This window comes from Dinoroseobacter sp. S124A (genome assembly GCF_049801015.1).
Lineage (GTDB): Bacteria > Pseudomonadota > Alphaproteobacteria > Rhodobacterales > Rhodobacteraceae > Dinoroseobacter.
The window spans coordinates 65,277-90,949 of the sequence record NZ_JBNAGD010000006.1; the positions used below are offsets into that span (position 1 = coordinate 65,277).

Consider the following 25,673-nt stretch of genomic DNA (forward strand, 5'->3'; position numbering starts at 1 on the left):
CAGGACGGGATGCAAAGCCAGCAGGCAGACGTGGCGTGGACGGATGGCGTGCCGGTCTCGGTGCGTTTCGACGACCCCTATTATTCCAAGGCGGACGGGCTGGCCGAGACCCGCCATGTCTTCGTGGCGGGCAATGCGCTGCCCGCGCGGTTCCGCCCGGGCTTTGCCGTGGCCGAGCTGGGCTTTGGCACCGGGCTGACGCTGGCGGTGATGCGCATGGCGTGGGGCGCGCTCAAAGGGGCCGGGCCCCTGCGGTTCACCAGCTTTGAGGCCTTTCCAATGCCGGTGCCCGAGATGCGCGCGGCGCTGAGCGCCTTTCCCGGGGTGACCGAGGTGCTGGAGGATGTCCTCTCCGCGCTGGAGGGCGGGGCGACCACCTTCGAGGCTGCGGACCTGAGGTTCGAGCTGGTCCTCGGGGATGCCCGCGAGACCCTGCCCAAATGGGAAGGACGGGCCGATGCCTGGTGTCTCGACGGGTTCTCGCCCGCCAAGAACCCCGAGCTTTGGGATCCGGACCTGATGGCTCAGGTCGCGCGCCATACCGCACCGGGCGGCAGCTTCGCCACCTATACGGCGGCGGGGCATGTCCGCCGGGCCCTGGCCGCGGCAGGGTTCGAGGTCACCCGCATCCCCGGCTTTGGCCGCAAGCGGCATATGAGCGTGGGACGCCTGCCATGACCGGCACAAATACGCGGCTGGGCATCTGGCTGATGGTCGCCACGACGATTGTCTTTGCCCTGCAGGACGGGATCTCGCGCCACTTGGCGGGCGAGTATAACGTGCTGATGGTGGTGATGATCCGTTACTGGTTCTTTGCCGCCTTCGTCATCACCATCGCCGCGCGTCAGGCGGGCGGGGTCCGCGCGGCCGCGGCCACCGAACAACCCGTGCTGCAGGGGTTCCGCGCGGTGCTGCTGGTAACCGAGATCTGCATCATGGTGGCGGGGTTTGTCCTGCTCGGGCTGGTCGAGAGCCACGCGGTCTTCACCTGCTACCCGCTGCTCATCGCGGCCCTCTCGGGTCCGGTGCTGGGCGAGCGGGTGGGCTGGCGGCGCTGGGTCGCGATCGGCGTGGGCTTTGTCGGCGTCCTGATCATCCTGCAGCCGGGCTTCGGGGTGTTTCAGGTCGAAGCCCTCGTCCCCCTGCTCGCGGCGTTTCTCTTTGCGCTCTACGGCCTGCTGACCCGCTATGCCGCGCGCAAGGACAGTGCCGAGACGAGCTTTTTCTGGACCGGCACCGTCGGCGCACTGGCGATCACGGGCGTGGGCATCTGGGGCTGGGAGCCGATGATCCCCAGCGATTGGGCCTGGATGATCGCGCTCTGCATCACCGGGGCGGGCGGGCATTTCCTGCTGATCAAATGCTACGAGGTGGCCGAGGCGAGCTCGGTCCAGCCCTTCGCCTATCTGCAGCTGGTCTGGGGCGCCATGCTGGGCGTCAGCGTCTTCGGCGAAGAGATCCGGCTGAACGTGGCCCTCGGCGCGGCCCTCGTGGTCGGGGCCGGGATCTTCACCCTCTGGCGGGCGCAGGTCGCGGCCGCGCGCGAGGCCCGCGCCCGCCAGACCGGCGACTAGCGCGCGGTCAACCGGTCGATCACGCGGAAGGGTTGTGCCTCGCCAGCCAGCCGCATGCCGTAGATGATCCGGCTTTCCGTGACGCGCATGATGTAATTGCGCGTCTCCCGGAAGGGCACATGCTCGATCCAGTCCACCATCGCGTCCTCGCCCAGCCCCTTGGGCGTGCCGAACCGGTCCGTCCAGCTGCGCGAGCGCCCCGGCCCGGCATTGTAGCCGATGGAGATCAGCGTGAGGTTCGGTCCGAACTCGTCGATCAGCTGCAAGAGATAGCTCGAGCCAAAGCGCACATTCTGCGCCGGATCGCTCAGCAGGCGTGAGACCGAAAAGGGCTCGCCCAGCTTCTGCGCCATAGACTGTCCGGTGCTCGGCATGAGCTGCATGAGCCCGCGCGCGCCCACGGGGCTGACCACGACCGGGTCGAACTCGCTCTCGCGGCGGGCAATGGCCAGGGCCAGCGCCCGGTTCACCGGCAGCGCGCCCGGCACCAGCGATGTCACCGGGTGATAGGCCCGGTGCAGCACGCCCCCGCTGCGGGCCGCGTATTTCGCGATCATCAGCGCGATATGCGGCTCGTCCCAGCCCAGGGCCACATCCGCCAGCGCGCCCTGTTCTTCCAGTGTCAGGCGTTCGCTCAGATGCACGAGGAACCGCTCGGCCAGCCCGCGCTCGCCTGCCCGTTGCAGTGCCCGCGCGGCCAGATAGACCGAGGTGCGGGCATAGGGCGTCGCGGACCAGTCCGGGTAATTCTCGCGCCCGGCCAACGCCGGATCAGGGGCGATCCCCGCCCGCTCGGCAGCCAGTTGGCCGTAAAAGGCGGTCTGGTGCTGCGCCCCGAAGCCATAGGCCGAACGCGCGGCCTCGCGCTGGCCCATGGCCTCCAACGCGCGACCTTCCCAATACCCCGCCCGGCCGAGCGAAATCGGCGAAGCCACCGAGGCGCGGAAGGCCCGGAAATGGCGCAGGGCGGTCTCGGGATCGTTCAGCTTACGCAAGGCAATGAAGCCCGACAGCCATTCCAGATCCGAGTAATGCCGCCCCTCGCTCAGATGGTGGTTCGCGGCAAGCCGGTACGCCTCGCGATCGCGATCATCGCGCATCAGGTCCCGGGCCAGCGAGCGGCGGCGATTGCCCCACTCCTCGGGCCGACCCAGCGCGTCTGCCGAGCTCGACCGCTCCATCATCAGGGTGCGGGCGGAGTCTGTGCGCCCCTTGCGCACCCGCCACAGAAATCGCTCATAGGCGAGCCCCGGATCCCCGCTGAGCGCGGCGGGCACCGCCGCGATCAACCCATCCACACCGTTCTGATCCAGCCGCAGCGCGATCCGCGCCTCGGCCAGCCTGCGCCAATCGGCGGGCACGAGATCGAGCATCGCGCTCGCATCCCGGGTCCGTCCGGCCCAGAGGAGCCTGTCGAGCCGTGCCACATGGGCCGAGGCAATGTCAGCGCGGTGCGCGCGCCGAAAGATCGCCTGCTCCTCGGCATCGAGGTTGAGATCGCGCCAGGCGGTGGCCAGGGTCTCGGCGGCGGCGGTGCTCTGTCCGGCGGCGCGCTGCGCGGCGGCCAGACGGCGCGCGCCCGTGCCCGTGCGCGGGGCCTGAGCGGCGAAATAGGCGCGGACATCCGCCGGGTTCGCGTTTTCGGGGATCTTCGGCTCCCCCCGCGCCCGCAAGAGCGGCAGGCCCGGCCAATCCGCGTTCCGGTCGAGGAAATCGCGATACTGCGACCAGCTGCCCTGCCGCGCGCGCAACAGGGTCCAGACCACCACGTCCCGGGCCGCCGGATCGGTGATCCGCCCCGCCTCGCGCGCGACCCGGTCCCAATCGCTGCCCCGGGCGGCCTGCAACGCGCCCGCAAGATCCGCCTTCGCCGCCGCGGGCATCATTGCCGGCGCCATCACCAGCGCCGCTGCCAGCGCCATCTGCCCCAAAGCTCTGCCGATCCTGTTCATCTCGCGCCTCGCCTGCTCGTGTTTATTGGTGTTAGGGGTCATCTAGGGTGTTGTGACCGTCCATCATAGGGGAAAGCGCCGGGTATTTCGCCCGAGCCCCTTGCCTTGCCCCCGGCCGGAGCGGTATGCGCCCGTGACACTATCGGATCGATCATCGTTAAGGAGGGTATCCATGTTCAAAGGGTCTATGCCAGCGCTGGTCACGCCGATGAAAGACGGGGCCGTGGATTTCGCGACACTGGAGGCGTTTGTCGAGTGGCAGATCTCCGAGGGCAGCCATGGTCTGGTGCCCGTGGGCACGACCGGCGAAAGCCCGACGCTCAGCCATGACGAACACGAGGCCGTGGTCGCCAAGGTGATCGAGGTTGCTGCCGGCCGCGTGCCGGTGATCGCGGGTGCTGGGTCGAACAACACGGTCGAGGCGGTACGCTTTGTCCGCCACGCCGCCGAGGCCGGGGCGCAAGGCGCGCTCGTGGTGACGCCCTATTACAACAAGCCGACCCAGGCCGGGATGATCGCCCATTACACGGCACTGGCCGCGGCGGCGGACATTCCGATTGTGATCTACAACATCCCGGGCCGGTCCATCGTCGACATGACGCCCGCCACCATGGCGGTACTGGCGGAGTTGCCGACGATCGTGGGTGTGAAGGACGCGACCGGCGATCTCGCCCGGGTCAGCCAGACCCGCATGGCCTGTGGCCCGGACTTCATCCAGCTTTCGGGCGAGGATGCCACGGCGCTGGGGTTCAATGCCCATGGCGGCGTCGGCTGCATCTCGGTCACGGCCAATGTGGCGCCCAAGCTCTGCGCCCGGTTCCAGGAGGCGACGCTGGCGGGTGATTTCGCCACCGCCCTGACGCTGCAGGACAAGCTGATGCCGCTCCATGAAGCGATCTTCATGGAACCCGGGCTCGTGGGCGCGAAATACGCCCTGTCCCTGCTCGGCAAATGCTCCGAGGAGGTGCGTCTGCCGCTCCTGGGGCTGACCGAGGACACCCAGAAAGCGGTCAAGGCCGCGATGGCCCATGCCGGGCTCTTCGACTGATCTGATCCTGCGTCCGCGGCTGGCGGCGGATCTGGACGCGCTCTGCGACGTCTGGGAGGCCGCCACCCGCAGTACCCATCCCTTTCTCGGCGACGACCTGATCGCGGCGGAACGCGCGCGTCTGGAAGGAGACTACTTCCCCGCAACCCAGACGCTCGTGGCGCTCCGCGATGGCGCGGTCGTGGGCTTTGCCTCCCTGACCCGCGGTCGCGAGCTGGCCGGGCTCTTTGTCGCGCCGCAGGCGCAGCGCAGCGGGATCGGTCGCGCCCTTCTGACCGAGCTCTGCGCCGGGCAGGACGTGACGCTCGAGGTCTACACGCTCAACATGCATGGCCGCGCCGCCTATCATCGGCTGGGCTTTGTCGAAACCGGGCGGCGCATGGATCCCGAAACCGGTCTGGAGCGGGTGCAGATGCGGCTGGTTGAATCCCCCGCCGCGCCTGTTATGTGAGCAGTATGGCCAAACCGAAGACCCCCGAAGAGAAGAATTACAAAGTCGTCGCCGAGAACCGGCGCGCACGGCGGGAATACGCGATCGAGGACGACCTCGAAGTCGGTATTGTGCTCGAAGGATCCGAAGTGAAATCCCTCCGCGAAGGCGGCTCGAACATCGCCGAGAGCTATGCGGCCGTGGACGAGGCCGAGCTCTGGCTGGTGAACAGCTATATCGCCCCCTATGCCCAGGCCAAGACCTGGAAGCACGAGGAACGGCGGCGGCGCAAACTGCTGGTCTCGAAGCGCGAGCTGTCGCGTCTCTGGAACGCCACCCAGCGGCAGGGCATGACGCTCGTCCCCATGGTGATGTATTTCAACCATCGCGGGCTGGTGAAGCTGAAGATCGGCATCGCCAAGGGCAAGAAGCTCGCCGACAAGCGCGCCACGGATGCCAAGCGCGACTGGAACCGGCAGAAGCAGCGGTTACTGAAGCAAGGCCACTAGGCGGGCGGCGCGCCGGCGGACAGGCCGCGCCATGAGTATTTGCAGAACCATGAACCTGCAGAACGCGCTGCGGATCGAAGCGCGCGCCTCTCCTCATTGTTCCAAAAATACTCAAACTCCCGTGGGAGGTCCCAGATCCCGCCCGTTGGCCTCTCTTGCCAGCGCGGGCTCCGCTCGTTACCCAAGGATGAGACCACAGCAGGACAAGGCCGCATCCCGTGTCACAAGACGATCCCAAGACCCTGGTATCCACCGAATGGCTGGAGGCGCATCTGACCAATCCGGATCTGCGCATCCTGGATGCGTCCTGGTATCTGCCCGATGCGCAGCGCGATCCCAAGGCCGAGTATGACGCCGGACATATCCCCGGCGCGCGGTTCCTGGCGATGGATGATGTGAGCGACGCGCGGTCGGAGCTGCCCCATACCGCCCCGCCGGTTGAGAAATTCATGTCCCGCATGCGCGCCCTGGGCGTGGGCGATGGCCACCAGGTCGTGGTCTATGACGGCGCGGGGCTGTTTTCCGCCGCGCGGATCTGGTGGTTGTTCCGGCTGATGGGCAAGACCGACATCGCGGTTCTTGATGGCGGGTTCCGCAAATGGCAGGCCGAAGGCCGCGAGATCGAGGACCTGCCCCCGGTGATCCGCGACCGGCACATGACCGTGCAGCGTCAGGCTCATCTGATCAAGGACGTCACCCAGGTGGCTGCCGCCGCGAAGCTCGGCGTGCCGCAGGTGGTGGATGCCCGCTCCCCCAGCCGGTTCCGCGGCGAGGACCCGGAGCCCCGTCCCGGGCTGCGTGCGGGGCATATCCCAGGCTCCAGCAACCTGCACTATGCCAGCCTGCTGGCCGAGGACGGCACAATGAAACCGATCCCCGAACTGCGCGCGGCATTCGAGGCGGCCGAGGTCGATCTGTCGAAGCCGGTGATCACCACCTGCGGCTCCGGCGTGACGGCGGCGATCCTCAGCCTCGCGCTGGAACGGATCGGCCACCGGGATCACAGCCTCTATGACGGCTCCTGGAGCGAGTGGGGCATGTATGACGGGCTCAAGGTCGCCACGGGCTGACCCCGCCAATGTTCGAGCGCCTGACGCCCACGGACCCGGACGCGATCCTCGCGCTGATGCAGGCGTTCCAGGCAGACCCGCGCCCGGGCAAGGTTGATCTCGGGATCGGCGTATGGCGCGATGCCGAGGGCCGTACCCCGGTCTTCAGCGCCGTCAAACGGGCCGAGAAGCGGATCTGGAAGCGTCAGGAGACCAAGACCTATGTGTCGTTTCGCGGCGATGCGGCCTTTCACGAGGCGGTGTCCAACCTGCTACTGGGGCCCGCGACCGATGGACAATGGCGGGCGGCCAGCGCGACGACGGGCGGCACCTCGGCGGTACAGACGGCCCTGACCCTGGCCCGCGCCGCCCACCCGGATCTGCGGGTCTGGATCCCGGCGGAGACCTGGCCCAACCACTGGGTTCTGGCCCGGAGCCTCGGGCTGGAGACTCGCAGCTTTGCCTATATCGACCCCGATACGCAGGAGATTGACCGCGCGGGCCTTCTCCGCGATCTGGACCGGGCGCAGGCGGGGGATGTGGTCCTGCTCCATGCCTGTTGTCACAACCCGACAGGCGCCGATCCCGATGCGGAACTGCAGGCGGCAATCGTCGCCAGCCTCGCCCGGACCGGAGCCGTGCCGGTCATCGACTGCGCTTATCTGGGTTTCGGGGCCACCCCGGAAGAGGACTGCGCGTTTCTGCGCCGCCTCAGCACCTTGCCCGAGGTCCTGATCGCGTTTTCCGGCTCCAAGAGCTTTGGGCTCTACCGCGAGCGTGTCGGGCTCTGCCTCGCGCTGGCGGATGGGCCACAGGCCCGGGATGTGGTCGAGAACCATCTCACCCGGATCAACCGCGTAACCTATTCCTTCCCGCCCGATCACGGCGCGCGCACGGTGACCGAGATCCTCGGGGATCAGACCCTGCGCGCGGAGTGGCAGGATGAGCTCGGGTCGATCCGCGACGCGATCACCACGCAGCGGGCTCGGCTGGCCGAGGCCCTGCGGACGCGCCTGAACACGGATCGGTTCGATCGGTTGACCCGGCAGAAGGGCATGTTCGCGATGCTGCCTTTGGGCGAAGCGCGCGTGGCAGAGCTGCGCAACGCGCATGGGATCTACATCGTGGGCGCGGGCCGGATCAACATGGCCGGTGTGACCGAAGAAACCTGCGCCACCGTGGCGGACGCGCTGGCAGCTGTCCTGCGCTGAGGCGCGCCCCGCCCGCACCACCATCATCTCCAAAAGAAAACCGGGCCCCTCGGTTTCCCGAACGACCCGGCTCTGCACTGTATACAAAGAGACACACTAAACGACCCGAGGGCCAAACGCACATCACCAAATACGCGGTGATACTTTGATAAAAAGCCCGGGCGAAAAGACGCCCGGGGAGTGTTCAGGCTGAGTGGAAGGAGTCTCAGCCCTTGGAGAACTCCGGATAGGCTTCCATGCCCATTTCGGACATATCCAAGCCGTTGATCTCGTCTTCTTCGCTGACGCGGATGCCCATCACTGCCTTGAGGATGAACCACACCACGAGGCTGGCGACGAAGGTAAAGATACCGTAGGCCGCGATACCGATCAGCTGGGTCATCAGGCTTGCGCCCTCTTGGTAGAAGACCACCGCGATGGTGCCCCAGATACCGGCAAAGAGGTGCACCGGGATGGCGCCGACCACGTCGTCGATCTTGAACTTGTCCAGAAGCGGCACGGTGAAGACCACGATCACGCCACCGACGGCACCAATCCAGAGCGCGCCGAACAGCGACGGGTCAAGCGGGCTTGCCGTGATGGACACGAGGCCTGCCAGTGCGCCGTTCAGCACCATGGTGAGGTCGGGCTTCTTGTAGAGAACCTGGGTCAGGATCAGCGCGGTCACCGCACCGGCCGCAGCGGCCATGTTGGTGTTGGCGAAGATGCGCGACACGTCAGAGACATCGCCCACGGTGCCCATGGCCAGCTGCGAGCCGCCATTGAAACCGAACCAGCCGAGCCACAGGATGAACGTCCCCAGCGTGGCGAGGGCGAGGTTGGAACCGGGCATCGGGTTGACCTTGCCGTCCTTGTACTTGCCAAGGCGCGGGCCGAGGACAATCGCACCGGCCAGAGCGGCCCAGCCACCCACGGAGTGCACAACGGTCGAACCGGCGAAGTCGGAGAAGCCCATCTCGGACAACCAGCCGCCGCCCCACTGCCAGGAGCCGGAGATCGGGTACATGACACCGGTCAGGACAACGACGAAGATCAGGAAGGGCCACAGCTTGATGCGCTCGGCAAGAGCACCGGACACGATGGATGCGGTCGCGGCCACAAACACCAGCTGGAAGAAGAAGTCCGAGCCGATGGACGCATAGTCAAGCGCGGCATCAGCGGCGGCAACACCCACGGGATCCAGCACGGTCGGGACAAAGAAGCTGCCCACATAGCCGTTGAAATCACCCGGATACATCAGGTTGAAGCCGATCAGCCAGTACATGATGGCCGCAATGGAATAGAGCGCGATGTTCTTGGTCATCTGCATGGTGACGTTCTTGGAACGCACCAGGCCGCCTTCGAGCATCGCAAAGCCCGCGGCCATGAAGAACACCAGAAAACCCGCCATGCAGAACAGCAGCGTGGTCATGATGTACGGGCCGATTTCGTCGAATGTCGGCGCGGCGTCCTGAGCAAGACCCAGGCTCGGCAGCGCGATCGCAGCGGCCGCCAGGGGAAGGAGCTTGGTTATTTTCATTATACGGTTACCCTCTGAAAAGAGACGCAGGCTTTACAGCGCGTCGTCGTTGGTTTCGCCCGTGCGGACGCGGACCGCCTGCTGCACGTCGAGAACAAAGATCTTGCCGTCGCCGATCTTGTCGGTCTTGGCGGTGGACTGGATGGCTTCGACCACCTGGTCGGCCATGGCATCGCCCACGACGATTTCAAGTTTGACCTTCGGCACGAAGTTCACGGCATATTCGGCGCCGCGGTAAATTTCGGTGTGACCGGACTGAGAGCCGAAGCCCTTGATCTCGGTGACCATCATGCCGCGCACGCCGATGGATGTGAGCGCTTCGCGCACCTCCTCCAGCTTGAACGGTTTGATTGCTGCGATGATGAGTTTCACGTCTTACCCTTCCTTAAGGCAGGTTCCCTGCGAGAGTTCACGGGCGCACAACAGAACGTCACGTGGTGCAGCTTCAATCCGACAGCGGCAATTCTCGACAACCTGAGGTTGTTGTCGCACATTTTTTGCACGATTCTGCGCGATGGCACATTTTTTGGGCAGTTGAAGAACGGAGAATTCGATTCCGACCCGTGCAAAATCGAGTCACGAAGGGTTACATTGCAACAGGGCGGAGACCCGGGCCCTTGCAGGGCGATGCAGAGCAGTACAGGCACCGCGTATGAGTTCAGATAACCGAAAACGGCCGGTGCTGCGCGCCGACCCGCGGCCTGCCGGACGCCCGGCCAAGGCCGCCAAAGCCAAGCCCAAACCAAAGCCGAAGGCGCCCGCGCGCAAGGCGCCCACCAAGAAGGCCGCAGCCCGCAAATCCGTGGCACGCAAACCCGCGCCCGCCCGTAAAAAGCGGCGCAGCGGCGGCGGCCCGCCGCGCGGCTTCTTTGCCCGCATCGGCTGGAGCATCAAACGGCTGATCGGTTGGATCTTCGGCGTGATCTTCGCGATCACCTGGCGCGGGATCGCGGTCCTGCTGCTGATCCTCGCAGGGGCCACGGCCTATCACTATTCGACGCTGCCTCCCGCGCTGGACCTGACGGATGCGCGGGTGCGGGGCTCGGTGACGCTTCTGGACCGGGAAGGCGACGTCTATGCCTGGCGCGGGGATCAGTTCGGCGGGATCATCACTGCCGATACGGTCTCGCCCCATCTCAAGAACGCGATCATCGCCACCGAGGACCGCCGGTTTTATCGCCATTTCGGGATCAGCCCGCGCGGCATCGCCAGCGCCGTGCGCATCAACCTGCGCGAAGGACGCGGTCCGCTCTCGGGGCATGGCGGCTCAACCATCACGCAGCAGGTGGCGAAACTTCTCTGCCTCGGGACCGAGTTCTCCCCCGAAAGCGGGCAGACCGAAGCGGAATACGAAGCCGAGTGCCGCTCCGGCGGGATATGGCGCAAGGTCAAGGAGATCCCGTACTCCATGGCCTTGGAGACGGCCTATACCAAGGACGAGATCCTGACGATCTACCTCAACCGCGCCTATCTGGGCGCGGGGGCCCGTGGGTTCGAGGCTGCGAGCCAGCGGTATTTCGGCAAGTCCGCCGCCGAGGTGACCCCGCCCGAGGCGGCCATGCTCGCCGGGCTGCTGGTCGCGCCCACACGATTTGCCCCGACCAATGATCTGGCCCGCAGCCAGCGCCGTGCAGCCACCATCATCGGGTTGATGCAGGAGCAGGGCTATCTCAGCGACACCGAGGCCGCCGTGGCCCAGGCCAACCCGGCGACCCTGTCGGCCGCGGCCGAGCGTCTGGCCGGCGGGTATTTCGCCGATTGGGTGATGGATTCGGGCCCGAGCTTCCTGACATCGGAGACGACCGAGGACGTGATTATCCGCACGACCTTCGATCAGCGGATCCAGAACGCCGCCGAAGAGGCGCTGCAATATGTCTTCGACACCAAGGTCTCGAAGGGCTCCAAGGCGCAGGCCGCCATCGTGGTGATGTCCGCCGATGGCGCGGTGCGGGCCATGGTGGGCGGACGCAAGCTGCAGGTCTCGGGCGCGTTCAACCGCGCGACGCAAGCCCTGCGCCAGACCGGTTCGGCCTTCAAACCCTTCGTCTATGCCGCCGCGCTCGATCTGGGCTACCGGCCCAACGACCTGATCCTCGATGCACCGCTGACGATCAACATCCCCGGCTCCGGCCCCTGGAGCCCGCGGAACTACACGGGCAATTTCTATGGCGAGGTGACGCTGACCGAGGCCCTGATGAACTCGCTCAACACGCCTGCGGTCCGGCTGTCCGAAGAGGTCGGGCGCGAGAATGTACGCAAGGTCGCCACGGATTTCGGGATCGCGCGCAAGATGGCCGATGGTCCCGCGCTGGCGCTCGGGGCTTCCGAGAGCACGCTCTTGGAGATGACGGCGGCCTATGCCGGGATCCTCAATGGTGGCAGCAGCGTGGCCCCCTACGGGCTGACAGAGTTGCGGCTTTTGGGGGATACGACCCCGCTGATGGGGCAGGCGGGCGGAATCGGCGAGCGCGTGGTGAGCCAGCGCGCGGCGCAGGAGCTCACCTATATGATGTACCGCGTCATTGCCGACGGAACAGGCGGGCGCGCCAAACTTCCGGAGAACCGGCAGGCGGCGGGCAAGACCGGCACGACGCAGGCCGCGCGGGATGCCTGGTTCGTGGGCTTCACCGCCGATTACGTGGCCGGGATCTGGATGGGCTATGACGACAACACGCCCCTGACCGGTGTGACCGGGGGCGGTCTGCCGGCGGAGATCTGGCGCGAAACCATGACCCGGGTCCATGAGGGGCGTCCGCAAAAGCCGCTGCCCATGACCCTGCCGCCGGCGCGCGCGCCGGAAGCACCGCAGGTGGTGCAATCCCGGCCCGATACGCGCGAGGATCCGATCCGCAACGCGGCGGAGCGGGTCATTCGCGATGTTCTGGGACAGATCCTCGGGCGGAACTAGGCCCTCGGCAGGAACGATTGGGACCTGTGGCGCCGCCCTGGGCCAGGGCGGCGCGGACGCGCCCCGTTACTGGGTGTTGCGCAGGTCGCGGATCATCGCGTCCAGATCGCCGCCATTGCGATCCAGAAGCGCGCCGATCTCGGCGCGTTCGGTGATCGCGAGGTTCACGCCTTCGATGATGATGTTGAAGAACCGGTCCCGCCCGGAGCGGTCCGACACCAGGAAGATCACCTCGAAGGGCGATTCGCCGCGCAGATAGGCCGTGCCCTTCACCTCGAAGAAACTGCGCACCGGGCGCGCGCTCTCGACATCGATCCGCCCGCCCACGAATTCCTGAAACCGGCGCCCGTATTTGCGCGCGATATAGGGCGCGAATGCCTCGGTATAGGCGCGCCGCTGCGCATTGCTCGCGCTGCGCCATTCCACCCCGAGCACGGATTGCGCGATGATGTTCACATCCGCGTAGCGCTGAAAGATCTTCTCGAACTCGCGGTAGAGCGCCGGACCGGTCTTGCCGGAATTGATCGCCTTGTCGATCTCCTCCACGACCCGGCCCACGAGATCGGAGGCCTGCTGCGTGTTCAGCGCCTGGGCCGGGCGGGCCCCGGCCAGGCCAAGCAGTGGCACCGCCGCCAGGGCAGAGCCCGCGAATTGGCGCAAGAAGGTACGGCGAAGCAGGTTACTGGGCATAGGGGTCCTCGTAGGGGTCGAAGTATAAATCATCCGCGGCACCCGCGGCGCCGCCATCGCCGTCAGCAGACAGCTCGTAGGGATCGAGATAGTCCGGGCCCTCGGCGCTCCCAAGCATGAAGCGGCGGTTCTGCAGGTAAAAAATGCGTGTGGCGCTGTAGCTGTCGATGCTGTTGTAGAGCACATCGTCCACCACGTTGGAGAATTCGGCCCGGTCCTTGAGCTGCTCGGTGGTGTAGAGCCCGGCGCGCACGGCCAGCGGGCGCGTGAACGACACGGCCTCGCCGATCGGGTCGGTCACGATGTCCACGGCCCGCCCGACAAGCCGGCGCGACGTGTGCGGGCCCAGCAGCGGCACCTCCAGATAGGCCCCCTCGCCCACGCCCCAGACATAGAGCGTCTCGCCGAAATCGGTGTCGATCTCCTCAAGCCCCATGGCGTCAGCCACATCCAGCACGCCCAGCAGCCCGAAGGTCGTGTTCACGAGGAACCGAAAGGAGTTATGGGCCGCATTCTCGACCCGACCCTGCAGCAGGTTGTTCATGATCCGCGAGGGCTGCTCGAGATTGTGGGTCGCGTTGCTGATCGCGTCGACCACCGGCTCGGGCACCACGGTGACATAGGCCCGGGACACATCGCGCAGGACGGCCTTGTCCAGCGTCTTGTTGAAGGTATGAACCCCGCGATTGGCGGGCTCCAGCGGGTCGATGATGTCACTGGCGTTCTGCGGCTTTGCGCAGGCCCCCAGAGCGGCAATCAGAACAAGACAGGACACAGGCCGCAAAATGCGGCGAAGAGATTGGGACATAGAACTCGGCTTCCGGGATCAGCAGCGACAATTGGCTTGCAGTATATACGCCTATACGCCCTTAGATAGGAAAGGCTTCGTGATTAGAGAAGCCACGTTAAACAAGTAAGCGTAAGAATCGGCAGAGCTCCGCCTTTCCGGGCGGTGGATCCGAAGAAGAACAGGGACACGTCATGGCAGCACGCAGACCGCCAAATGCCGGCAAGGGCAAGGAAGAACTGGGCGCAATCCGGCGCGCGAACATGCCGCTCTTCGGGTCGGTGTTCGTGTTCTCGATCTTTGTGAACCTGCTGATGCTGACCGGGCCGCTCTATATGCTGCAGGTCTATGACCGCGTGCTGGGCAGCCAGTCCGAAGAGACGTTGCTGGCGCTTTCGGCGCTGGTCGCCTTTCTCTTCCTGATGATGGGCCTGCTCGACTGGGCGCGGGGCCGGGTGCTGGCCCGGGCCGGGGCGCGGATGCAGGACACGCTGGACCAGCGGGTCTTCTCAGCCTCCCTGCGCAAATCCCTGCGCGAGGGGCAGACCACCGCCGCAACAGGCTTGCGCGACCTCGAAGCGATGCAGCGACTTTTGTCCTCGCCTGCCCTGCTGGCCGTGTTCGACATTCCCTGGACCCCGCTCTTCGTGGCGGCGATCTTCATCTTCCATCCGTGGCTGGGCTATCTCGCCATGTTGGGCGGGACCTTCCTGATCATCGTGACCGTGCTGAACCAATGGCTGACCAGCCGCCCGGTCAGCAAGGCGAACGAAGCCTCGGCCCGGGCCGAGATGATGTCGCAACAGCTCGCCGGCGGGGCCGAAACCGTCGAGGCGCTGGGGATGCGCGGCTCGGCCTTTGCCCGATGGAATCAGGTGCGCAGCGCCTCGCTGACCGAGACGCTGACCTCTTCGGACCGCACGGGCGGCTTCTCGACCCTGACCAAGACGTTTCGGCTGTTCCTGCAATCGGCGATGCTGGGCCTCGGCGCCTATCTCGTCCTGCAGGGGGAGCTGACGGCGGGCGCCATGATCGCAGGCTCGATCCTGATGGGCCGTGCCCTCGCCCCGATCGAGATGGCCATCGGCCAATGGCCGCTGGTGCAGCGCGCCATGAAAGGGCGGCGCGACCTGATCGAGCTGCTGGATACGATCCCCCCCGATCCCGAACGGACCCCCCTGCCCAAGCCCAAGGCGCGCCTCGCGGTCGAGCAATTGATCGTTGTCCCCCCGGGGGAGGCACAGGCCGCCCTGCGCAGCATCTCGTTCACCGTGGCCCCGGGCGAGGCCTGCGGCGTGATCGGGCAGAGCGGCGCGGGCAAGTCGACGCTGGCGCGGGCCCTGACGGGGATCTGGCCAGCGGCGGGCGGCAAGATCCGGCTCGACGGCGCGTCCCTCGACCAGTTCGGACCGGATGTGCTGGGCACTCATATCGGCTATCTGCCGCAGCAGGTGGTGCTGTTTGACGGCACGATTGCCGAGAACATTGCCCGTCTCGCGACGCAACCCGATGCCCAGGCCGTGGTGGATGCCGCAAAGCGGGCCGACGCCCATGAGATGATCCTGAAGCTGCCCAAAGGCTATGACACCCAGATCCTCGGCAGCCAGACCAAGCTGTCCGGCGGCCAGATGCAGCGGATCGGGCTGGCGCGCGCGCTCTATGGCGATCCGGTGCTTCTGGTGCTGGATGAGCCGAACTCGAACCTCGATAACAGTGGGTCGCAGGCCCTGAACGCCGCCGTCGCGCGGATGAAGAAGGACGGCAAGGCCGTGCTGATCATGGCGCACCGCCCCGCCGCGATCGAGCAGTGCGATACGCTGCTCGTGCTCGAAGGCGGCTCGCGCAAGGCCTTCGGGCCCCGTGACGAGGTCCTGAAATCCATGGTTTCGAACCACAAGGAAATCCTCAAGAAAGCTGCCGGAGGCGTGTCATGAGCCCCTCATCCCGCAAATTCCCCGCCCGTCGCCAATTGCTGATTGGCGGTCTGACCCTCGCGATCTTGGTCGGAGGGTTCGGCACCTGGTCCGTCATGGCCAATATCGCCGGGGCCATCATCGCGCCCGGCCAGATCGAGGTCGATCAAAACCGGCAGGTCGTGCAGCATCCCGATGGTGGCGTGGTCCAGAACATCGCCGTGGACGAGGGGGATACGGTGGAAAGCGGCGCGCTGCTGATCCAGCTCGACCCGACGCTTCTTCTGACGGATCTCGCGATTGTCGAGGGGCAGCTTTTTGAGCTGATGGCCCGTCGCGCGCTCCTCGTGGCCGAGCGGGACGGGGTGGATGAGGTGATCTTCGACGACGCGCTGCTGCTTGCGGCGGCGACGAGCGCCGAGATCGCCGATGTCATGGCCGGGCAGCGCCGCCTTTTTGAGGCGCGCAACACCTCGATCCAGACCGAAACCGAACAGCTCGCCCGCCGCCGATCCCAGATCGACAACCAGATCGAGGGCATCACCGCGCAGCAGGTGGCCCTCGGCAAGCAGCTCGACCTGATCGAACAGGAACTCGCGGATCAGCAAAGCTTGCTGGATCGCGGTCTGGCGCAGGCCTCGCGCGTGTTGTCCCTGCAACGGGAACAGGCTCGCCTGCTCGGCTCGGTCGGGGAACTGACCGCCTCCAAGGCGGAGTTCGGCGGTCGGCAGACCGAGATCGATATCGAGATCCTCAAACTGACCACCTCGCGCCGGGAAGAGGCGATCGCCCGCCTGCGCGACACCCAGGCCCAGGAACTCGAATTGCAGCAGCAGCGCCGCGCCCTGCGCGAGCGGCTCAGCCGGCTTGATATCCGCGCGCCTGTAGGCGGCATCGTCTATGACCTGACGATCTTTGCTGAACGCTCGGTCATCCGGGCGGCGGAGCCCGTGCTGTATCTCGTGCCCCAAGACCGGCCCCTGATCATCACCAGCCGGGTGAACCCGATCAATGTGGACGAAGTCTTTGTCGGGCAGGAGGTCAACCTGCGCTTCTCGGCCTTCGACCAGCGCCGCACGCCCGAGCTCAAGGGGGAGGTCGTGAGCGTCTCGCCCGACGCCTTTATCGACGAAACCACCGGCGCGTCCTTCTACCGGGTCGAGACCGCCCCGCAGGAAGGCGAGATCGAGAAACTGTCCGGGCTCGACCTGATCCCGGGCATGCCGGTCGAGGCCTTCATCCGGACCGCCGATCGCACCCCGATCGAGTATTTCGTGAAACCGCTCAGCGACTATTTCAATCGCGCCTTCCGTGAGGGATAAACGACCCGAAATCACGGGAGACTGAGCATGGCCACCACCTTCGAAGACCGCCTCGCCGCCTTGGGCGTCACCTTGCCCGAGGCCGCCGCGCCCGCGGCCAATTACGTGCCCTTCGTCCAGGTCGGCGATCTGGTCCATGTGTCCGGGCAACTGCCCATGGCCGATGGGGCGATGATCAAGGGCAAGCTCGGCGCGGATCTGGAGGCCGAGGCAGGTGCCGAGGCGGCCAAGCGCTGCGCGATCAACCTGCTGGCGCAGGTGCGCGCGGCCTGTGATGGCGATCTCGAGCGGCTGGTGCGCGTGGTCAAGCTGGTGGGCTTCGTGAACTCGACCCTCGACTTCGAGGACCAGCCCAAGGTGATCAACGGCGCGTCGGACTTCATGGTCGAGGCCCTCGGCGATGCCGGGCGCCACGCGCGCTCCGCGGTCAGTGCGGCCGCCCTGCCCTTCGGCGTCGCGGTCGAGATCGAAGGGATTTTCCAGATCCGCCCATGACCGCCCTGCCGCAAGCTTTCCTGGATCGGCCCCTCGCGCATCGTGGTCTCCATGACGAGCGCGCGGGGATCATCGAGAACAGTCCGAGCGCCATGGCCGCCGCCGTCGCCCATGGCTATGGCATCGAGTTGGACGTTCAGGTCACCCGGGACGGCGAGGCCCTGGTGTTTCATGACGCGAGGCTGGAGCGGTTGACCGGGCAGGACGGCCTCGTCCGCGACCACACGCTGGCCGAGATGACCCGGTTTCCCCTGCTGGGCGGGGACGAACCCTCTGCTTCGCTGCGCGATGTGCTGGAAATGGTGGGCGGGCGCGTTCCGGTCCTGATCGAACTCAAGAGCCAGCCGAGCGAGGACGCGCCCGAGGATGGCACCCTCGCCCGGGCCGTCGCGCGCGCCCTGTCGGGGTATGACGGGTTGGCGGCCACGATGTGCTTCAACCCGCAGGCCGTCGCCCCCCTGCGGGAGGCCGCCCCGGATCGCGCCCTTGGACTGGTGACCGAGGATTTCTCGACCCTGCCTTATCTGAGCGCGGCACGGCAGGATCACCTGAACAACATGACGGATTTCGACGCGGTCGGAGCCAGTTTCATCAGCCATGATTGCAAATCCCTCCACATGGCCCCGGTTCAGAGCATGAAGGCGCGCGGTGTTCCCGTTCTGACATGGACCATCAAGAGCCCCGAAGATGCCCAAGCCGCCCTGAAGACCGCCGACAACATCACCTTCGAGGGATACCTGCCCTGAGCGCACCGCATCGGACCTGCGCAGGGTTGACCCCCCTCGCCCCGGGGCCATCTTTGACAGCAGAGCCCGATGGTGAAAGCTTCGATGATCCCAGATCCCGCCCCCGAGACGCCCACGCCCCCCGATCCTGACGAGACCCGCGTCGAGATCAGCGTGATCCACACGCTGGCCGAGATCGCGCCGGAGGTCTGGGATGCCTGCGCCTGCCCCGAGGCCGCCGATGGCGGCCGCCCGGCGGATCCGTTCACGACGCACAGGTTCCTGTTCGCGCTGGAACGGTCCGGCTCGGTCGGCGCCGGCAGTGGCTGGGGCCCGCGCTACCTCGTGGCGCGCGCGGCCGAGACGGTGATCGCGGTCGCGCCGCTCTATGCGAAGTCGCACAGCCAGGGCGAATACATCTTCGACCACAATTGGGCCCATGCCTATGAGCGCGCGGGCGGACGATACTACCCGAAACTGCAGGTCGCGGTCCCCTTCACCCCGGCCACCGGGCGGCGGCTGCTCGTGCGCCCGGGCTACGAGACCATCGGGCAATCCGCCCTGGTTCAGGGCGCGGTGCAGGTCGCGGTAGAGGCGGAGGTCAGCTCGCTCCACATCACCTTCTGCACCGAGCAGGAGGCCCGCGCCGGCGAGGCGATGGGCCTGATGGCGCGCACGAGCCAGCAGTTCCACTGGGAGAACCGCGATTACGGGCAGTTCGACGACTTCCTCGCCTCGCTCTCGTCACGCAAACGCAAGAATATCCGCAAGGAACGCCAGACCGCGCAGGCCTTTGGCGGCGAGATCGTGCAGCTTACCGGCGACGACATTCAGCCCGCCCATTGGGATGCGTTCTGGGTGTTCTATCAGGATACGGGCGCGCGCAAATGGGGCACGCCCTATCTCACGCGGCGCTTCTTCGACATCGCGCAAGAGACCCTGCGCGACGACATGATGATGGTCCTCGCCCTGCGGGACGGTGTGCCCATCGCGGGTGCGCTGAACTTCATCGGTCGCGACGTGCTCTATGGCCGCTACTGGGGCTGTATCGAGGATTACCCCTGCCTGCATTTCGAGGCCTGCTATTATCAGGCCATCGATTTCGCCATTGCCCACGGGCTCGCGACGGTCGAGGCCGGGGCCCAAGGCGCGCATAAGCTTGCGCGCGGCTACCTGCCGACCCAGACCCATTCCCTGCACTGGGTGCGCGATCCGGGCTTTGCCGATGCGATCCGCACCTATCTGGTCGCCGAGAAGGACGCGGTGGACGAAGAGATCGAAGTGATGACGGGCTATGGCCCGTTCAAGAAAACCCTGTCGGAGGACTGATGGCTGAGAAACTGACCCCTGAGACCCGCGATGCGGTGCTGGCCCCTCTTCTGGCGACGGGATGGGCGCTGGTCGATGGGCGCGACGCCATCGAGAAGACCTTCGAATTTGCGGATTTCACCGCCGCATTCGCCTTCATGAGCCATGTGGCGCTCTGGGCCGAGAAATGGGACCACCATCCGGAATGGTTCAATGTCTATCGCAAGGTGGACGTGACGCTCAGCACCCATGATGTGGGCGGTCTGTCCGATCTCGACATCAAGCTCGCGACCAAGATCGACGCGCTGGCCTAGGCCGCGAGCGGCGCGGCAAGTGCCGCGCGGTCCGCGCCGATGACCAGACGCCCGGCCACCACCGCCTCATGGGCGCGCAAAACCCGGCGCGCGCAGGGACCGTAGCCTGCGATGAAGGCCGCAAGATCCGGAAAGGTTGCGACCGCGCTCTCGGTGCGGGCGGGACCGAAGGCGCGCATCCCTTCCTCGCCGGGATGAAAGCTCTCGCTCGGGACACCTTCGGCAAAGACGATCTCGTGTCGGGCAAAGAGAAGGTGGACATAGGTCACCTGCATCCGCGGCGCGGGCGCGACGCTCGCCCCGTTGACCAGATGACAGGCCGCGGCCAGCACCTCCTCCTCGGCGAGCAGCAGATCGAGCCGCCCATCCTGCAGCAGCATCCGGTGCTGCGGCGACACGAAAAGCGGGCGCGTGCCGCCAAGGGCTTCGGGCGCGAAGCGGATCGGCGCGGCGGCGCCGTCGCCGGGCAGGGTGAGCTGCCCGACCCAGAGCAAGCGCTGCGCCCCATGGTCCCGGGTCAACACCAGATCGCCCGCGCGCAGCTCCTCGACCGGGACCTCGCCCTCGGGTGTGGCGATCAGGGTGCCCGCGACGAAACAAGGCGCCGTGATCGAACTGACCGGGACATCGGTGCTGCTGTTGACCCATTTGCTGCCCGTGGCCTCGCCATCCTCGAGCTGCGTGCCATCGGTGGCCATGAAGATCTGGCTGCCATCGGAGAGGTAGAAGGTCACGCCCTCCACCACCTGCTCCCCATCGCCGAAATCCACGCCCACCGCATCGCCGAGATAGGATGCAGTGACCTTGGACCCGTTGATCGTGTCGCCGGGGCCAATATCGCCATCGCCGTCCTCATCCACCAGCTTGAGATCCATGACCTTCAGGTCCGTCCCCTCGGGCAGGTAATAGGCGTCATTCGGATAGCCCACGCTGGAATAGCTGTGGTCCGAGGCGTCGTCCTGCGTCGCGAGAGATTTGGATTTCTTGGGCAAACCGACATCCCGATGGTGCCTGCCGCGCAGGCGTGTTCAGGGTCTGTTCTAGACCTGTGCCGGTGTGATTCTGGTTAACAGAGCCCTGTGGGCCGCCGCGGTCAGCCCGCCTCGCGCAGGACAGCCCCCGCAAGATAGAGGGACCCACAGATCACGACGCGAGCCTGCGGGGTCTGCGCCGCGATTTCGGCCAGCGCCTCGGCAACGCCCGCAGCTTCGGTCGCCACGAGCCCGACACCACGCGCGGCCTCGGCGGTTTCCGCCGCCGTCAGGGTCGCCTGCTCGCCCGGGATCGACAGCGCATGCAGGCCCTGGGCCCGGGTCGCCAGCGGGCGGAGGAACCCGCTCACATCCTTGGTGCGCAGCATCCCGCAGACCAGATAGGTCGGGCGCGCGGGCAGGCTGGACAGGGTGTCGGCCAGGGCCGTTCCCGCCGCCGGGTTGTGCCCGCCATCGAGCCACAGATCGAGCTCGGGATGCGCCTCGGCCAGCGGCCCGCTGCGCAGACGCTGCATCCGGGCGGGCCATTCGGCCTGGGTCATCGCGGCCTCGGCCTGCCCCGCGCCCAGCGCACGCAGCCCCGCCAGGGCCGCCCCGGCATTCTCGATCTGGTGCGGGCCGGGCAGTGCCGGACGCGGCAGGTCCAGAAGGCCGGTCTCGTCCTGATAGACCAGCCGGTCATGCTCGATCCCCACATGCCAGTGCTGGCCATGGATCAGGAGCGGCGCGCCCGCCCTTGCCGCCTTGGCCTCGATCACCTCCAGCGCCTCATCCGATTGCGGCCCGACCACGCAGGGCACGCCACGCTTCAGGATCCCGGCCTTTTCGCCCGCGATCTCGGCCACGGTCTCGCCCAGAAACTGCTGATGATCGAGGGAGATCGGCGTGATCACGCAGAGCGCGGGCCGGTCCACCACATTCGTCGCATCAAGCCGTCCGCCCAGCCCAACCTCCAGCAGGGTGTAATCCGCCGCCGTCCGGGCAAAGGCCAGCAGGGCCGCCACCGTGGTGATCTCGAAGTAGGTGATCGACCCGCCGCCATTGGCGCGCTCGCATTCCTCGAGCAGCTCCGCGAGATCGGGCTCGGAGATCAGCGTTCCGGCCACCCGGATCCGTTCATGAAATCGCGCCAGATGGGGCGAGGTATAGGCGTGACAGGTGAGCCCGGCCCCTTCGAGCCCGGCGCGGATCATCGCGACGGTCGAGCCCTTGCCATTTGTTCCGGCGATATGGATCACCGGCGGCAGGGCGCGCTCGGGGTGATCGAGCGTCGCCAGCAGGCGCCAGACCCGGTCGAGGGTCAGATCGATGATCTTGGGATGCAGCGACATCAGCCTTTCGAGGATGATGTCCGAATTTGCCCCGCTCACGCGCCGGAGGGGCGTCCTTCCCCGGGCTGTGCAAGCGGCGGGGAGGAATCGGCCGGGGCGGGCTCTGCCGCGCCCTCTTCGGCGGCGGGGCTGGGCGCAGGGGCGGGCAGGTCGCCCGCAATGGCCGGATCCAGCCCGAGCAGCATCCGGGTGATCCGGATCAGCTCTTCGCGCATCTTCATGCGGTGGGTCACCCGGTCGAGCATCCCGTGATCGAGCAGGTACTCGGCCCGCTGGAACCCTTCGGGCAGCTTCTCGCGAATGGTCTGTTCGATCACGCGCGGCCCGGCAAAGCAGATCAGCGCATTGGGCTCGGCAATCTGCACATCGCCCAGCATCGCGTAGGAAGCCGTCACCCCGCCCGTGGTCGGGTGGGTCAGCACGACGATATAGGGCAGCCCGGCTTCCTTGAGCATCTCGACCGCGACGGTCGTGCGCGGCATCTGCATCAGGCTGAGAATGCCCTCCTGCATACGCGCGCCCCCGGCGGCAGAGAACAGGATCAGCGGGCGTTTCAGCTCGACCGCGCGCTCGGCGGCGGCCACGATCGCATTGCCCACATACATCCCCATGGACCCGCCCATGAAGCTGAAATCCTGTGCCGCGGCAATGATCGGCGTGCGCCCGATCTCGCCCTCGGCGACCAGCATCGCTTCTTTCTCGCCGGTGGTTTTCACCGCGGCCTTCATGCGGTCTGGGTATTTCTTCTGGTCGCGGAACTGCAGCGGATCGGCGATCGGGGCGGGGACCTCCACCTCAGAGAAGACACCGCCATCAAACAGGCCCTCAAAGCGGGCCCGGGGCGTGATGCCCATATGATGGTCGCAGCTCACGCAGACGAATTGGTTATCCGACAGCTCCCGGTGGAACAGCATGGTTCCGCATTCGGGGCATTTCGTCCACAGGTTCTCGGGCACTTCGCGGCGCGAGAACAGGGAGTTGATGGTCGGGCGGACGTAGTTGGAGATCCAGTTCATCGGTCGCTCAGGTCAGAGGGGGGGGCGTGGCCATATGCGCCTGAGATAGTCGGCGCCGCCGGGAAATGCAATCAGCGCGCGACAGCCCAGCGCACCGCGAGGTAGAGCAGAACCGTCATCGCCATATCCTGCCACAGGAGCGGCGCGATCTCGGCGGCGTCCGAAATCGCCAGCTCGGTTGTATAGAGGGACAGGCCCGGGATCGTGCCCTGCACCGAGATCCCGAGGATCGCAAAGCAGTTATTGGCAAAGTGCATCCCCCAGGCCGCGCCGATATGACCCGTCCGCCGGGTCAGGTCCGCCGCCAGGAGGCCAAAGAGCCCGGCAGCCAGCGCCACCATCCAGGCGACTTCTCCGGTGGCGGTCGGGTCGTAATGGGCCAGCCCGAACAGGATGCTGGGCAGGAGCATCCAGACCAGAGGGTTGGCAAAGCGCGTGGCGATCTCCTGTTGCAGGTAGCCGCGAAAGAGCATCTCTTCGGCCCCGGTCTGCACCGCGATCAAGCAGAGCGCGAGGGGCAGGAAAGACGCCCAGATCGCGAACGGCAGGTTGGGCAGGATCTCGATCCGCGGCAGAAACAGCACCATGGACAGGACCAGCCCCGCAGCGGTGATCAGCGCAGCGCGTTGAAAGCCGCGCTGCCCCAGCCCCGGTGGGCCAAGCGTCGTGGCCAGCCCGCGCCCATGAACCAGCCTAAGCGCCGCCCAAAGCCCAAGGATCACCCCGCCAAACGTCGCCAGCAGCAAAAGCGTCGCGGTCGGCCCGGCGGCCTGTTCGACCCGCTGCATCCAATGCACCAGCGCCGCCTCGCCCCCGATCAGCGCGATCAGGCCAAACAGCCCCGCGAGGCACCCGCTATAGACCACGACCAGCAAGGCCAGACCGGCAAACAACCGCCACAGCGCGGGACGTGCCCGCGCGGGGGCGGCAAATCGGTCGAATTCAGGGGTCCAGAAGGACATGGGGCATGGCTCCGGCTGTGCGCGCGGACCCTATGGCCCGCGCGGACGCCGAGGACAACCGTCCTCAGTTGCAATTCGCGCCGCAGGCGGGCGGCATCAGTGGCGGCGCGAAGGGCGCGTTCGGCCCCAGATGGCAGGCGCTGCCACAGCCCGGACCGGTGTTGTTCACCCAACCCGGGCGCGCCGGAGCCCCCGAAAGCGGCGTATAGCGGGAATGGAGCACCGGCGGATTAGTCCCCGGCACGCTCAGGGGCAGGACGCCCGGATCCACCTCGGTCGTGAAATTCGCCGCGTTCGGGCCCGACAGGGTGCTGCAATTCGCCCCGGGCTTCCCACCGCGCAGCAGACGGCACCAGGTGGGGTCATCGGGCGAGATATTGAACACGTTATTGCCCCGATGGCAGCTGGTGCAGTTCTGCGACAGCTCGGTCGCATCCTGCATCTCGCGGATCTTGATGACCGCGTTGTTGCCAAAGGGAATGATGTCACCGGTGCCCTTCTCGAGGTTGTCCCAGAAACAGGCCTTGCCCGTCTCCGCACTCTGACAGATCACGCCCGCCACGTTCGATGGGCCCCCGGATCCGCGCGGCAGGGCGATACAGCTGCCGCGCACCGAGGGCGAGGCATAGGTATAGACCGCCGCGGTTTGACCCTGAACGATCAGCGTGCTCGCAAGATTGCCCTGGAACGTCCATTTCGACGAATTGGTCGAGAAATCCGGTGGTACGGGTACATCGTCGGCCCCGCAGCTGCGCATGTAATCGGTCTGGCTCAGAGAGGCGATCACCCACTCGGCGAGCTGGAATTTCACCTCCAGGATCTCGGGGCGCAGCACCGCCTCGATCTGTTGCTCGGGAAAAAGCAGCCGCGACAGGAACTCCGCCCGCCAGATCAGCGCCGAGCGGCGCTCATCCTCCAGCATCTGCGCCTCGGCCCGGATGGTGAGGTACTGGGCATAGAGCCGGTTCGTGTCGTCTAGATCGCGGATCCCGCGTAACTCGTCGAGCATCTTGGTCATTCTGAGCAACCGATCCATGTCCGGCAGCTCGCGGGGCTTGCCCGCGCGCCGCTCCAGCAGGGCGACCTCCTGGATCTCGGACAGAAGCTTGGCCGCCTCCCCGCGCGAGATCTCGACCGGGCGACCTTCGATATCGAAGGCCTGTCCGTGGCCGGCGATGGCCATGCGTTTCTCGAAACCATAGCGCGCGCCCTCGGTCAGTTCGGGCGGCAGGACGATGCGCCCATCGGGCAGAGGCTTGGCCTCCGTTTCCAACTCGGGATGGGCGCGCAGGAATTGCTCAATCTGGGTGGCGCTCAGGCGCAGATCCCGCAGGATCTCGGGCCGGACGATCAGCTCGGCCTGGGGTCGAACGATCAGCGTGGACTCCGGCAGGATACTGAGGCCGGGGGTCGTGTCCTGCGCCGGTGCCGGAAGCGGCAGCGCAAGGGTCAGCAGGGCAGTCATCAATTGGGAAATACGGGTCATGAAAATCTCCGAGGCTGAAATAGCCCCCGGAGGCTGCCAAGCCCTCCGTCAGCGGCCCGTTAGGTGCCCGCCATCTTGTACCCGCGCCCGCGAGCGCGTATCAGGCGGGGCAATTGCCAGGAGAGACACGTC

24 protein-coding genes are annotated in these 25,673 nt (G+C 66.5%); 14 read left to right on the forward strand and 10 right to left on the reverse strand.

What is annotated here, in order from left to right; all coding sequences use genetic code 11:
• Window positions 1-9 precede the first annotated feature (9 nt).
• Both mnmD and ACP15I_RS15685 read left to right on the forward strand, forming a co-directional pair.
• Window positions 10-678, forward strand: coding sequence for a tRNA (5-methylaminomethyl-2-thiouridine)(34)-methyltransferase MnmD (gene mnmD / locus ACP15I_RS15680; protein WP_424975805.1), 669 nt, complete (start codon window positions 10-12; stop codon window positions 676-678).
• Window positions 675-1,574, forward strand: a complete 900-nt coding sequence (locus ACP15I_RS15685) for a DMT family transporter (protein ID WP_424967039.1) — start codon at window positions 675-677, stop codon at window positions 1,572-1,574. Before mnmD ends, ACP15I_RS15685 begins: the two co-directional genes overlap by 4 nt.
• Here the strand turns inward: ACP15I_RS15685 and ACP15I_RS15690 are convergent.
• Window positions 1,571-3,526, reverse strand: coding sequence for a lytic transglycosylase domain-containing protein (locus ACP15I_RS15690; RefSeq protein ID WP_424975806.1), 1,956 nt, complete (start codon window positions 3,524-3,526; stop codon window positions 1,571-1,573). The two genes, ACP15I_RS15685 and ACP15I_RS15690, sit on opposite strands and share 4 nt — an antisense overlap.
• A 172-nt stretch (window positions 3,527-3,698) precedes the next feature.
• Between ACP15I_RS15690 and dapA the strand changes: the two genes are divergently transcribed.
• The 5 genes from dapA (at window position 3,699) to ACP15I_RS15715 (ending at window position 7,773) form a co-directional block, all read left to right on the forward strand.
• Complete coding sequence (dapA, locus tag ACP15I_RS15695; RefSeq protein ID WP_424975807.1) at window positions 3,699-4,574, forward strand: 4-hydroxy-tetrahydrodipicolinate synthase; 876 nt, start codon at window positions 3,699-3,701, stop codon at window positions 4,572-4,574.
• Entirely contained in the window at window positions 4,555-5,025 is a 471-nt protein-coding gene (locus ACP15I_RS15700; RefSeq protein WP_424967042.1) for a GNAT family N-acetyltransferase, read from the forward strand. Before dapA ends, ACP15I_RS15700 begins: the two co-directional genes overlap by 20 nt.
• Window positions 5,026-5,030: 5 nt before the next feature.
• On the forward strand, window positions 5,031-5,513 hold the full coding sequence (gene smpB, locus ACP15I_RS15705) for an SsrA-binding protein SmpB (protein ID WP_424967043.1): 483 nt from the start codon (window positions 5,031-5,033) through the stop codon (window positions 5,511-5,513).
• Between the two features lie 218 nt (window positions 5,514-5,731).
• A complete protein-coding gene (sseA, locus tag ACP15I_RS15710) occupies window positions 5,732-6,583 on the forward strand; it encodes a 3-mercaptopyruvate sulfurtransferase (RefSeq protein ID WP_424975808.1) in 852 nt (283 codons plus the stop codon).
• Window positions 6,584-6,591: 8 nt separating this feature from the next.
• The gene (locus ACP15I_RS15715; protein WP_424975809.1) at window positions 6,592-7,773 is read left to right on the forward strand and encodes an aromatic amino acid transaminase; all 1,182 of its coding nucleotides are present in this window, start codon (window positions 6,592-6,594) and stop codon (window positions 7,771-7,773) included.
• A gap of 205 nt (window positions 7,774-7,978) precedes the next feature.
• On the opposite strand, the gene ACP15I_RS15720 is transcribed toward ACP15I_RS15715, so the two are convergent.
• Entirely contained in the window at window positions 7,979-9,292 is a 1,314-nt protein-coding gene (locus ACP15I_RS15720; RefSeq protein WP_424975810.1) for an ammonium transporter, read from the reverse strand.
• A 33-nt stretch (window positions 9,293-9,325) separates the two neighbouring features.
• A complete protein-coding gene (locus tag ACP15I_RS15725; RefSeq protein ID WP_424967047.1) occupies window positions 9,326-9,664 on the reverse strand; it encodes a P-II family nitrogen regulator in 339 nt (112 codons plus the stop codon).
• A 280-nt stretch (window positions 9,665-9,944) separates the two neighbouring features.
• Here ACP15I_RS15725 and ACP15I_RS15730 point away from each other — a divergent pair, with 280 nt between their 5' ends.
• Complete coding sequence (locus tag ACP15I_RS15730; RefSeq protein WP_424975811.1) at window positions 9,945-12,200, forward strand: transglycosylase domain-containing protein; 2,256 nt, start codon at window positions 9,945-9,947, stop codon at window positions 12,198-12,200.
• A gap of 66 nt (window positions 12,201-12,266) precedes the next feature.
• On the opposite strand, the gene ACP15I_RS15735 is transcribed toward ACP15I_RS15730, so the two are convergent.
• Together ACP15I_RS15735 and ACP15I_RS15740 are read right to left on the reverse strand one after the other, a co-directional pair.
• Window positions 12,267-12,890, reverse strand: coding sequence for an MlaC/ttg2D family ABC transporter substrate-binding protein (locus ACP15I_RS15735; RefSeq protein ID WP_424975812.1), 624 nt, complete (start codon window positions 12,888-12,890; stop codon window positions 12,267-12,269).
• Window positions 12,880-13,665 carry an MlaA family lipoprotein gene (locus tag ACP15I_RS15740; RefSeq protein WP_424975813.1) on the reverse strand — a complete coding sequence of 262 codons (786 nt, stop codon included), beginning with the start codon at window positions 13,663-13,665 and terminating at the stop codon, window positions 12,880-12,882. The genes ACP15I_RS15735 and ACP15I_RS15740 overlap by 11 nt, the downstream gene beginning before the upstream one ends.
• Before the next feature lie 206 nt (window positions 13,666-13,871).
• Between ACP15I_RS15740 and ACP15I_RS15745 the strand changes: the two genes are divergently transcribed.
• The 6 genes from ACP15I_RS15745 to ACP15I_RS15770 all read left to right on the forward strand — a co-directional run bounded on the left by ACP15I_RS15745 (window position 13,872) and on the right by ACP15I_RS15770 (window position 19,754).
• A complete protein-coding gene (locus ACP15I_RS15745; RefSeq protein WP_424975814.1) occupies window positions 13,872-15,611 on the forward strand; it encodes a type I secretion system permease/ATPase in 1,740 nt (579 codons plus the stop codon).
• Entirely contained in the window at window positions 15,608-16,912 is a 1,305-nt protein-coding gene (locus ACP15I_RS15750; RefSeq protein ID WP_424975815.1) for an HlyD family type I secretion periplasmic adaptor subunit, read from the forward strand. Before ACP15I_RS15745 ends, ACP15I_RS15750 begins: the two co-directional genes overlap by 4 nt.
• A 27-nt stretch (window positions 16,913-16,939) precedes the next feature.
• Complete coding sequence (locus ACP15I_RS15755; protein ID WP_424975816.1) at window positions 16,940-17,407, forward strand: RidA family protein; 468 nt, start codon at window positions 16,940-16,942, stop codon at window positions 17,405-17,407.
• The gene (locus ACP15I_RS15760; RefSeq protein ID WP_424975817.1) at window positions 17,404-18,153 is read left to right on the forward strand and encodes a glycerophosphodiester phosphodiesterase family protein; all 750 of its coding nucleotides are present in this window, start codon (window positions 17,404-17,406) and stop codon (window positions 18,151-18,153) included. The genes ACP15I_RS15755 and ACP15I_RS15760 overlap by 4 nt, the downstream gene beginning before the upstream one ends.
• Before the next feature lie 69 nt (window positions 18,154-18,222).
• Complete coding sequence (locus ACP15I_RS15765; RefSeq protein WP_424975818.1) at window positions 18,223-19,461, forward strand: GNAT family N-acetyltransferase; 1,239 nt, start codon at window positions 18,223-18,225, stop codon at window positions 19,459-19,461.
• A complete protein-coding gene (locus tag ACP15I_RS15770) occupies window positions 19,461-19,754 on the forward strand; it encodes a 4a-hydroxytetrahydrobiopterin dehydratase (protein ID WP_424975819.1) in 294 nt (97 codons plus the stop codon). The genes ACP15I_RS15765 and ACP15I_RS15770 overlap by 1 nt, the downstream gene beginning before the upstream one ends.
• Here ACP15I_RS15770 and ACP15I_RS15775 read toward each other — a convergent pair.
• From ACP15I_RS15775 to ACP15I_RS15795, 5 genes are all read right to left on the reverse strand, one after another.
• Window positions 19,751-20,746 carry a Hint domain-containing protein gene (locus tag ACP15I_RS15775; RefSeq protein WP_424975820.1) on the reverse strand — a complete coding sequence of 332 codons (996 nt, stop codon included), beginning with the start codon at window positions 20,744-20,746 and terminating at the stop codon, window positions 19,751-19,753. The genes ACP15I_RS15770 and ACP15I_RS15775 overlap by 4 nt on opposite strands.
• A gap of 101 nt (window positions 20,747-20,847) precedes the next feature.
• Entirely contained in the window at window positions 20,848-22,116 is a 1,269-nt protein-coding gene (locus ACP15I_RS15780; RefSeq protein WP_424975821.1) for a bifunctional folylpolyglutamate synthase/dihydrofolate synthase, read from the reverse strand.
• A complete protein-coding gene (gene accD / locus ACP15I_RS15785; protein WP_424975822.1) occupies window positions 22,113-23,093 on the reverse strand; it encodes an acetyl-CoA carboxylase, carboxyltransferase subunit beta in 981 nt (326 codons plus the stop codon). The genes ACP15I_RS15780 and accD overlap by 4 nt, the downstream gene beginning before the upstream one ends.
• Window positions 23,094-23,164: 71 nt before the next feature.
• Window positions 23,165-24,055, reverse strand: a complete 891-nt coding sequence (locus ACP15I_RS15790; protein ID WP_424975823.1) for a lysostaphin resistance A-like protein — start codon at window positions 24,053-24,055, stop codon at window positions 23,165-23,167.
• A 64-nt stretch (window positions 24,056-24,119) separates the two neighbouring features.
• Window positions 24,120-25,541, reverse strand: a complete 1,422-nt coding sequence (locus tag ACP15I_RS15795; protein ID WP_424975824.1) for a hypothetical protein — start codon at window positions 25,539-25,541, stop codon at window positions 24,120-24,122.
• Between the last annotated feature and the right edge of the window lie 132 nt (window positions 25,542-25,673).

Excerpts from the sequence above, each read along its gene's own strand:
- ACP15I_RS15750 (WP_424975815.1), top strand. The coding sequence starts at position 15,608 with ATGAGCCCCTCATCCCGCAAATTCCCCGCCCGTCGCCAATTGCTGATT.
- ACP15I_RS15755 (WP_424975816.1), top strand. The coding sequence starts at position 16,940 with ATGGCCACCACCTTCGAAGACCGCCTCGCCGCCTTGGGCGTCACCTTG.
- ACP15I_RS15790 (WP_424975823.1), bottom strand. The coding sequence starts at position 24,055 with ATGTCCTTCTGGACCCCTGAATTCGACCGATTTGCCGCCCCCGCGCGG.
- ACP15I_RS15685 (WP_424967039.1), top strand. The coding sequence starts at position 675 with ATGACCGGCACAAATACGCGGCTGGGCATCTGGCTGATGGTCGCCACG.
- ACP15I_RS15700 (WP_424967042.1), top strand. The coding sequence starts at position 4,555 with ATGCCGGGCTCTTCGACTGATCTGATCCTGCGTCCGCGGCTGGCGGCG.
- ACP15I_RS15760 (WP_424975817.1), top strand. The coding sequence starts at position 17,404 with ATGACCGCCCTGCCGCAAGCTTTCCTGGATCGGCCCCTCGCGCATCGT.
- ACP15I_RS15795 (WP_424975824.1), bottom strand. The coding sequence starts at position 25,541 with ATGACCCGTATTTCCCAATTGATGACTGCCCTGCTGACCCTTGCGCTG.
- ACP15I_RS15765 (WP_424975818.1), top strand. The coding sequence starts at position 18,223 with ATGGTGAAAGCTTCGATGATCCCAGATCCCGCCCCCGAGACGCCCACG.
- ACP15I_RS15745 (WP_424975814.1), top strand. The coding sequence starts at position 13,872 with ATGGCAGCACGCAGACCGCCAAATGCCGGCAAGGGCAAGGAAGAACTG.
- ACP15I_RS15690 (WP_424975806.1), bottom strand. The coding sequence starts at position 3,526 with ATGAACAGGATCGGCAGAGCTTTGGGGCAGATGGCGCTGGCAGCGGCG.
- ACP15I_RS15715 (WP_424975809.1), top strand. The coding sequence starts at position 6,592 with ATGTTCGAGCGCCTGACGCCCACGGACCCGGACGCGATCCTCGCGCTG.
- ACP15I_RS15735 (WP_424975812.1), bottom strand. The coding sequence starts at position 12,890 with ATGCCCAGTAACCTGCTTCGCCGTACCTTCTTGCGCCAATTCGCGGGC.
- ACP15I_RS15770 (WP_424975819.1), top strand. The coding sequence starts at position 19,461 with ATGGCTGAGAAACTGACCCCTGAGACCCGCGATGCGGTGCTGGCCCCT.
- dapA (WP_424975807.1), top strand. The coding sequence starts at position 3,699 with ATGTTCAAAGGGTCTATGCCAGCGCTGGTCACGCCGATGAAAGACGGG.
- ACP15I_RS15720 (WP_424975810.1), bottom strand. The coding sequence starts at position 9,292 with ATGAAAATAACCAAGCTCCTTCCCCTGGCGGCCGCTGCGATCGCGCTG.
- mnmD (WP_424975805.1), top strand. The coding sequence starts at position 10 with ATGCAAAGCCAGCAGGCAGACGTGGCGTGGACGGATGGCGTGCCGGTC.
- smpB (WP_424967043.1), top strand. The coding sequence starts at position 5,031 with ATGGCCAAACCGAAGACCCCCGAAGAGAAGAATTACAAAGTCGTCGCC.
- accD (WP_424975822.1), bottom strand. The coding sequence starts at position 23,093 with ATGAACTGGATCTCCAACTACGTCCGCCCGACCATCAACTCCCTGTTC.
- ACP15I_RS15730 (WP_424975811.1), top strand. The coding sequence starts at position 9,945 with ATGAGTTCAGATAACCGAAAACGGCCGGTGCTGCGCGCCGACCCGCGG.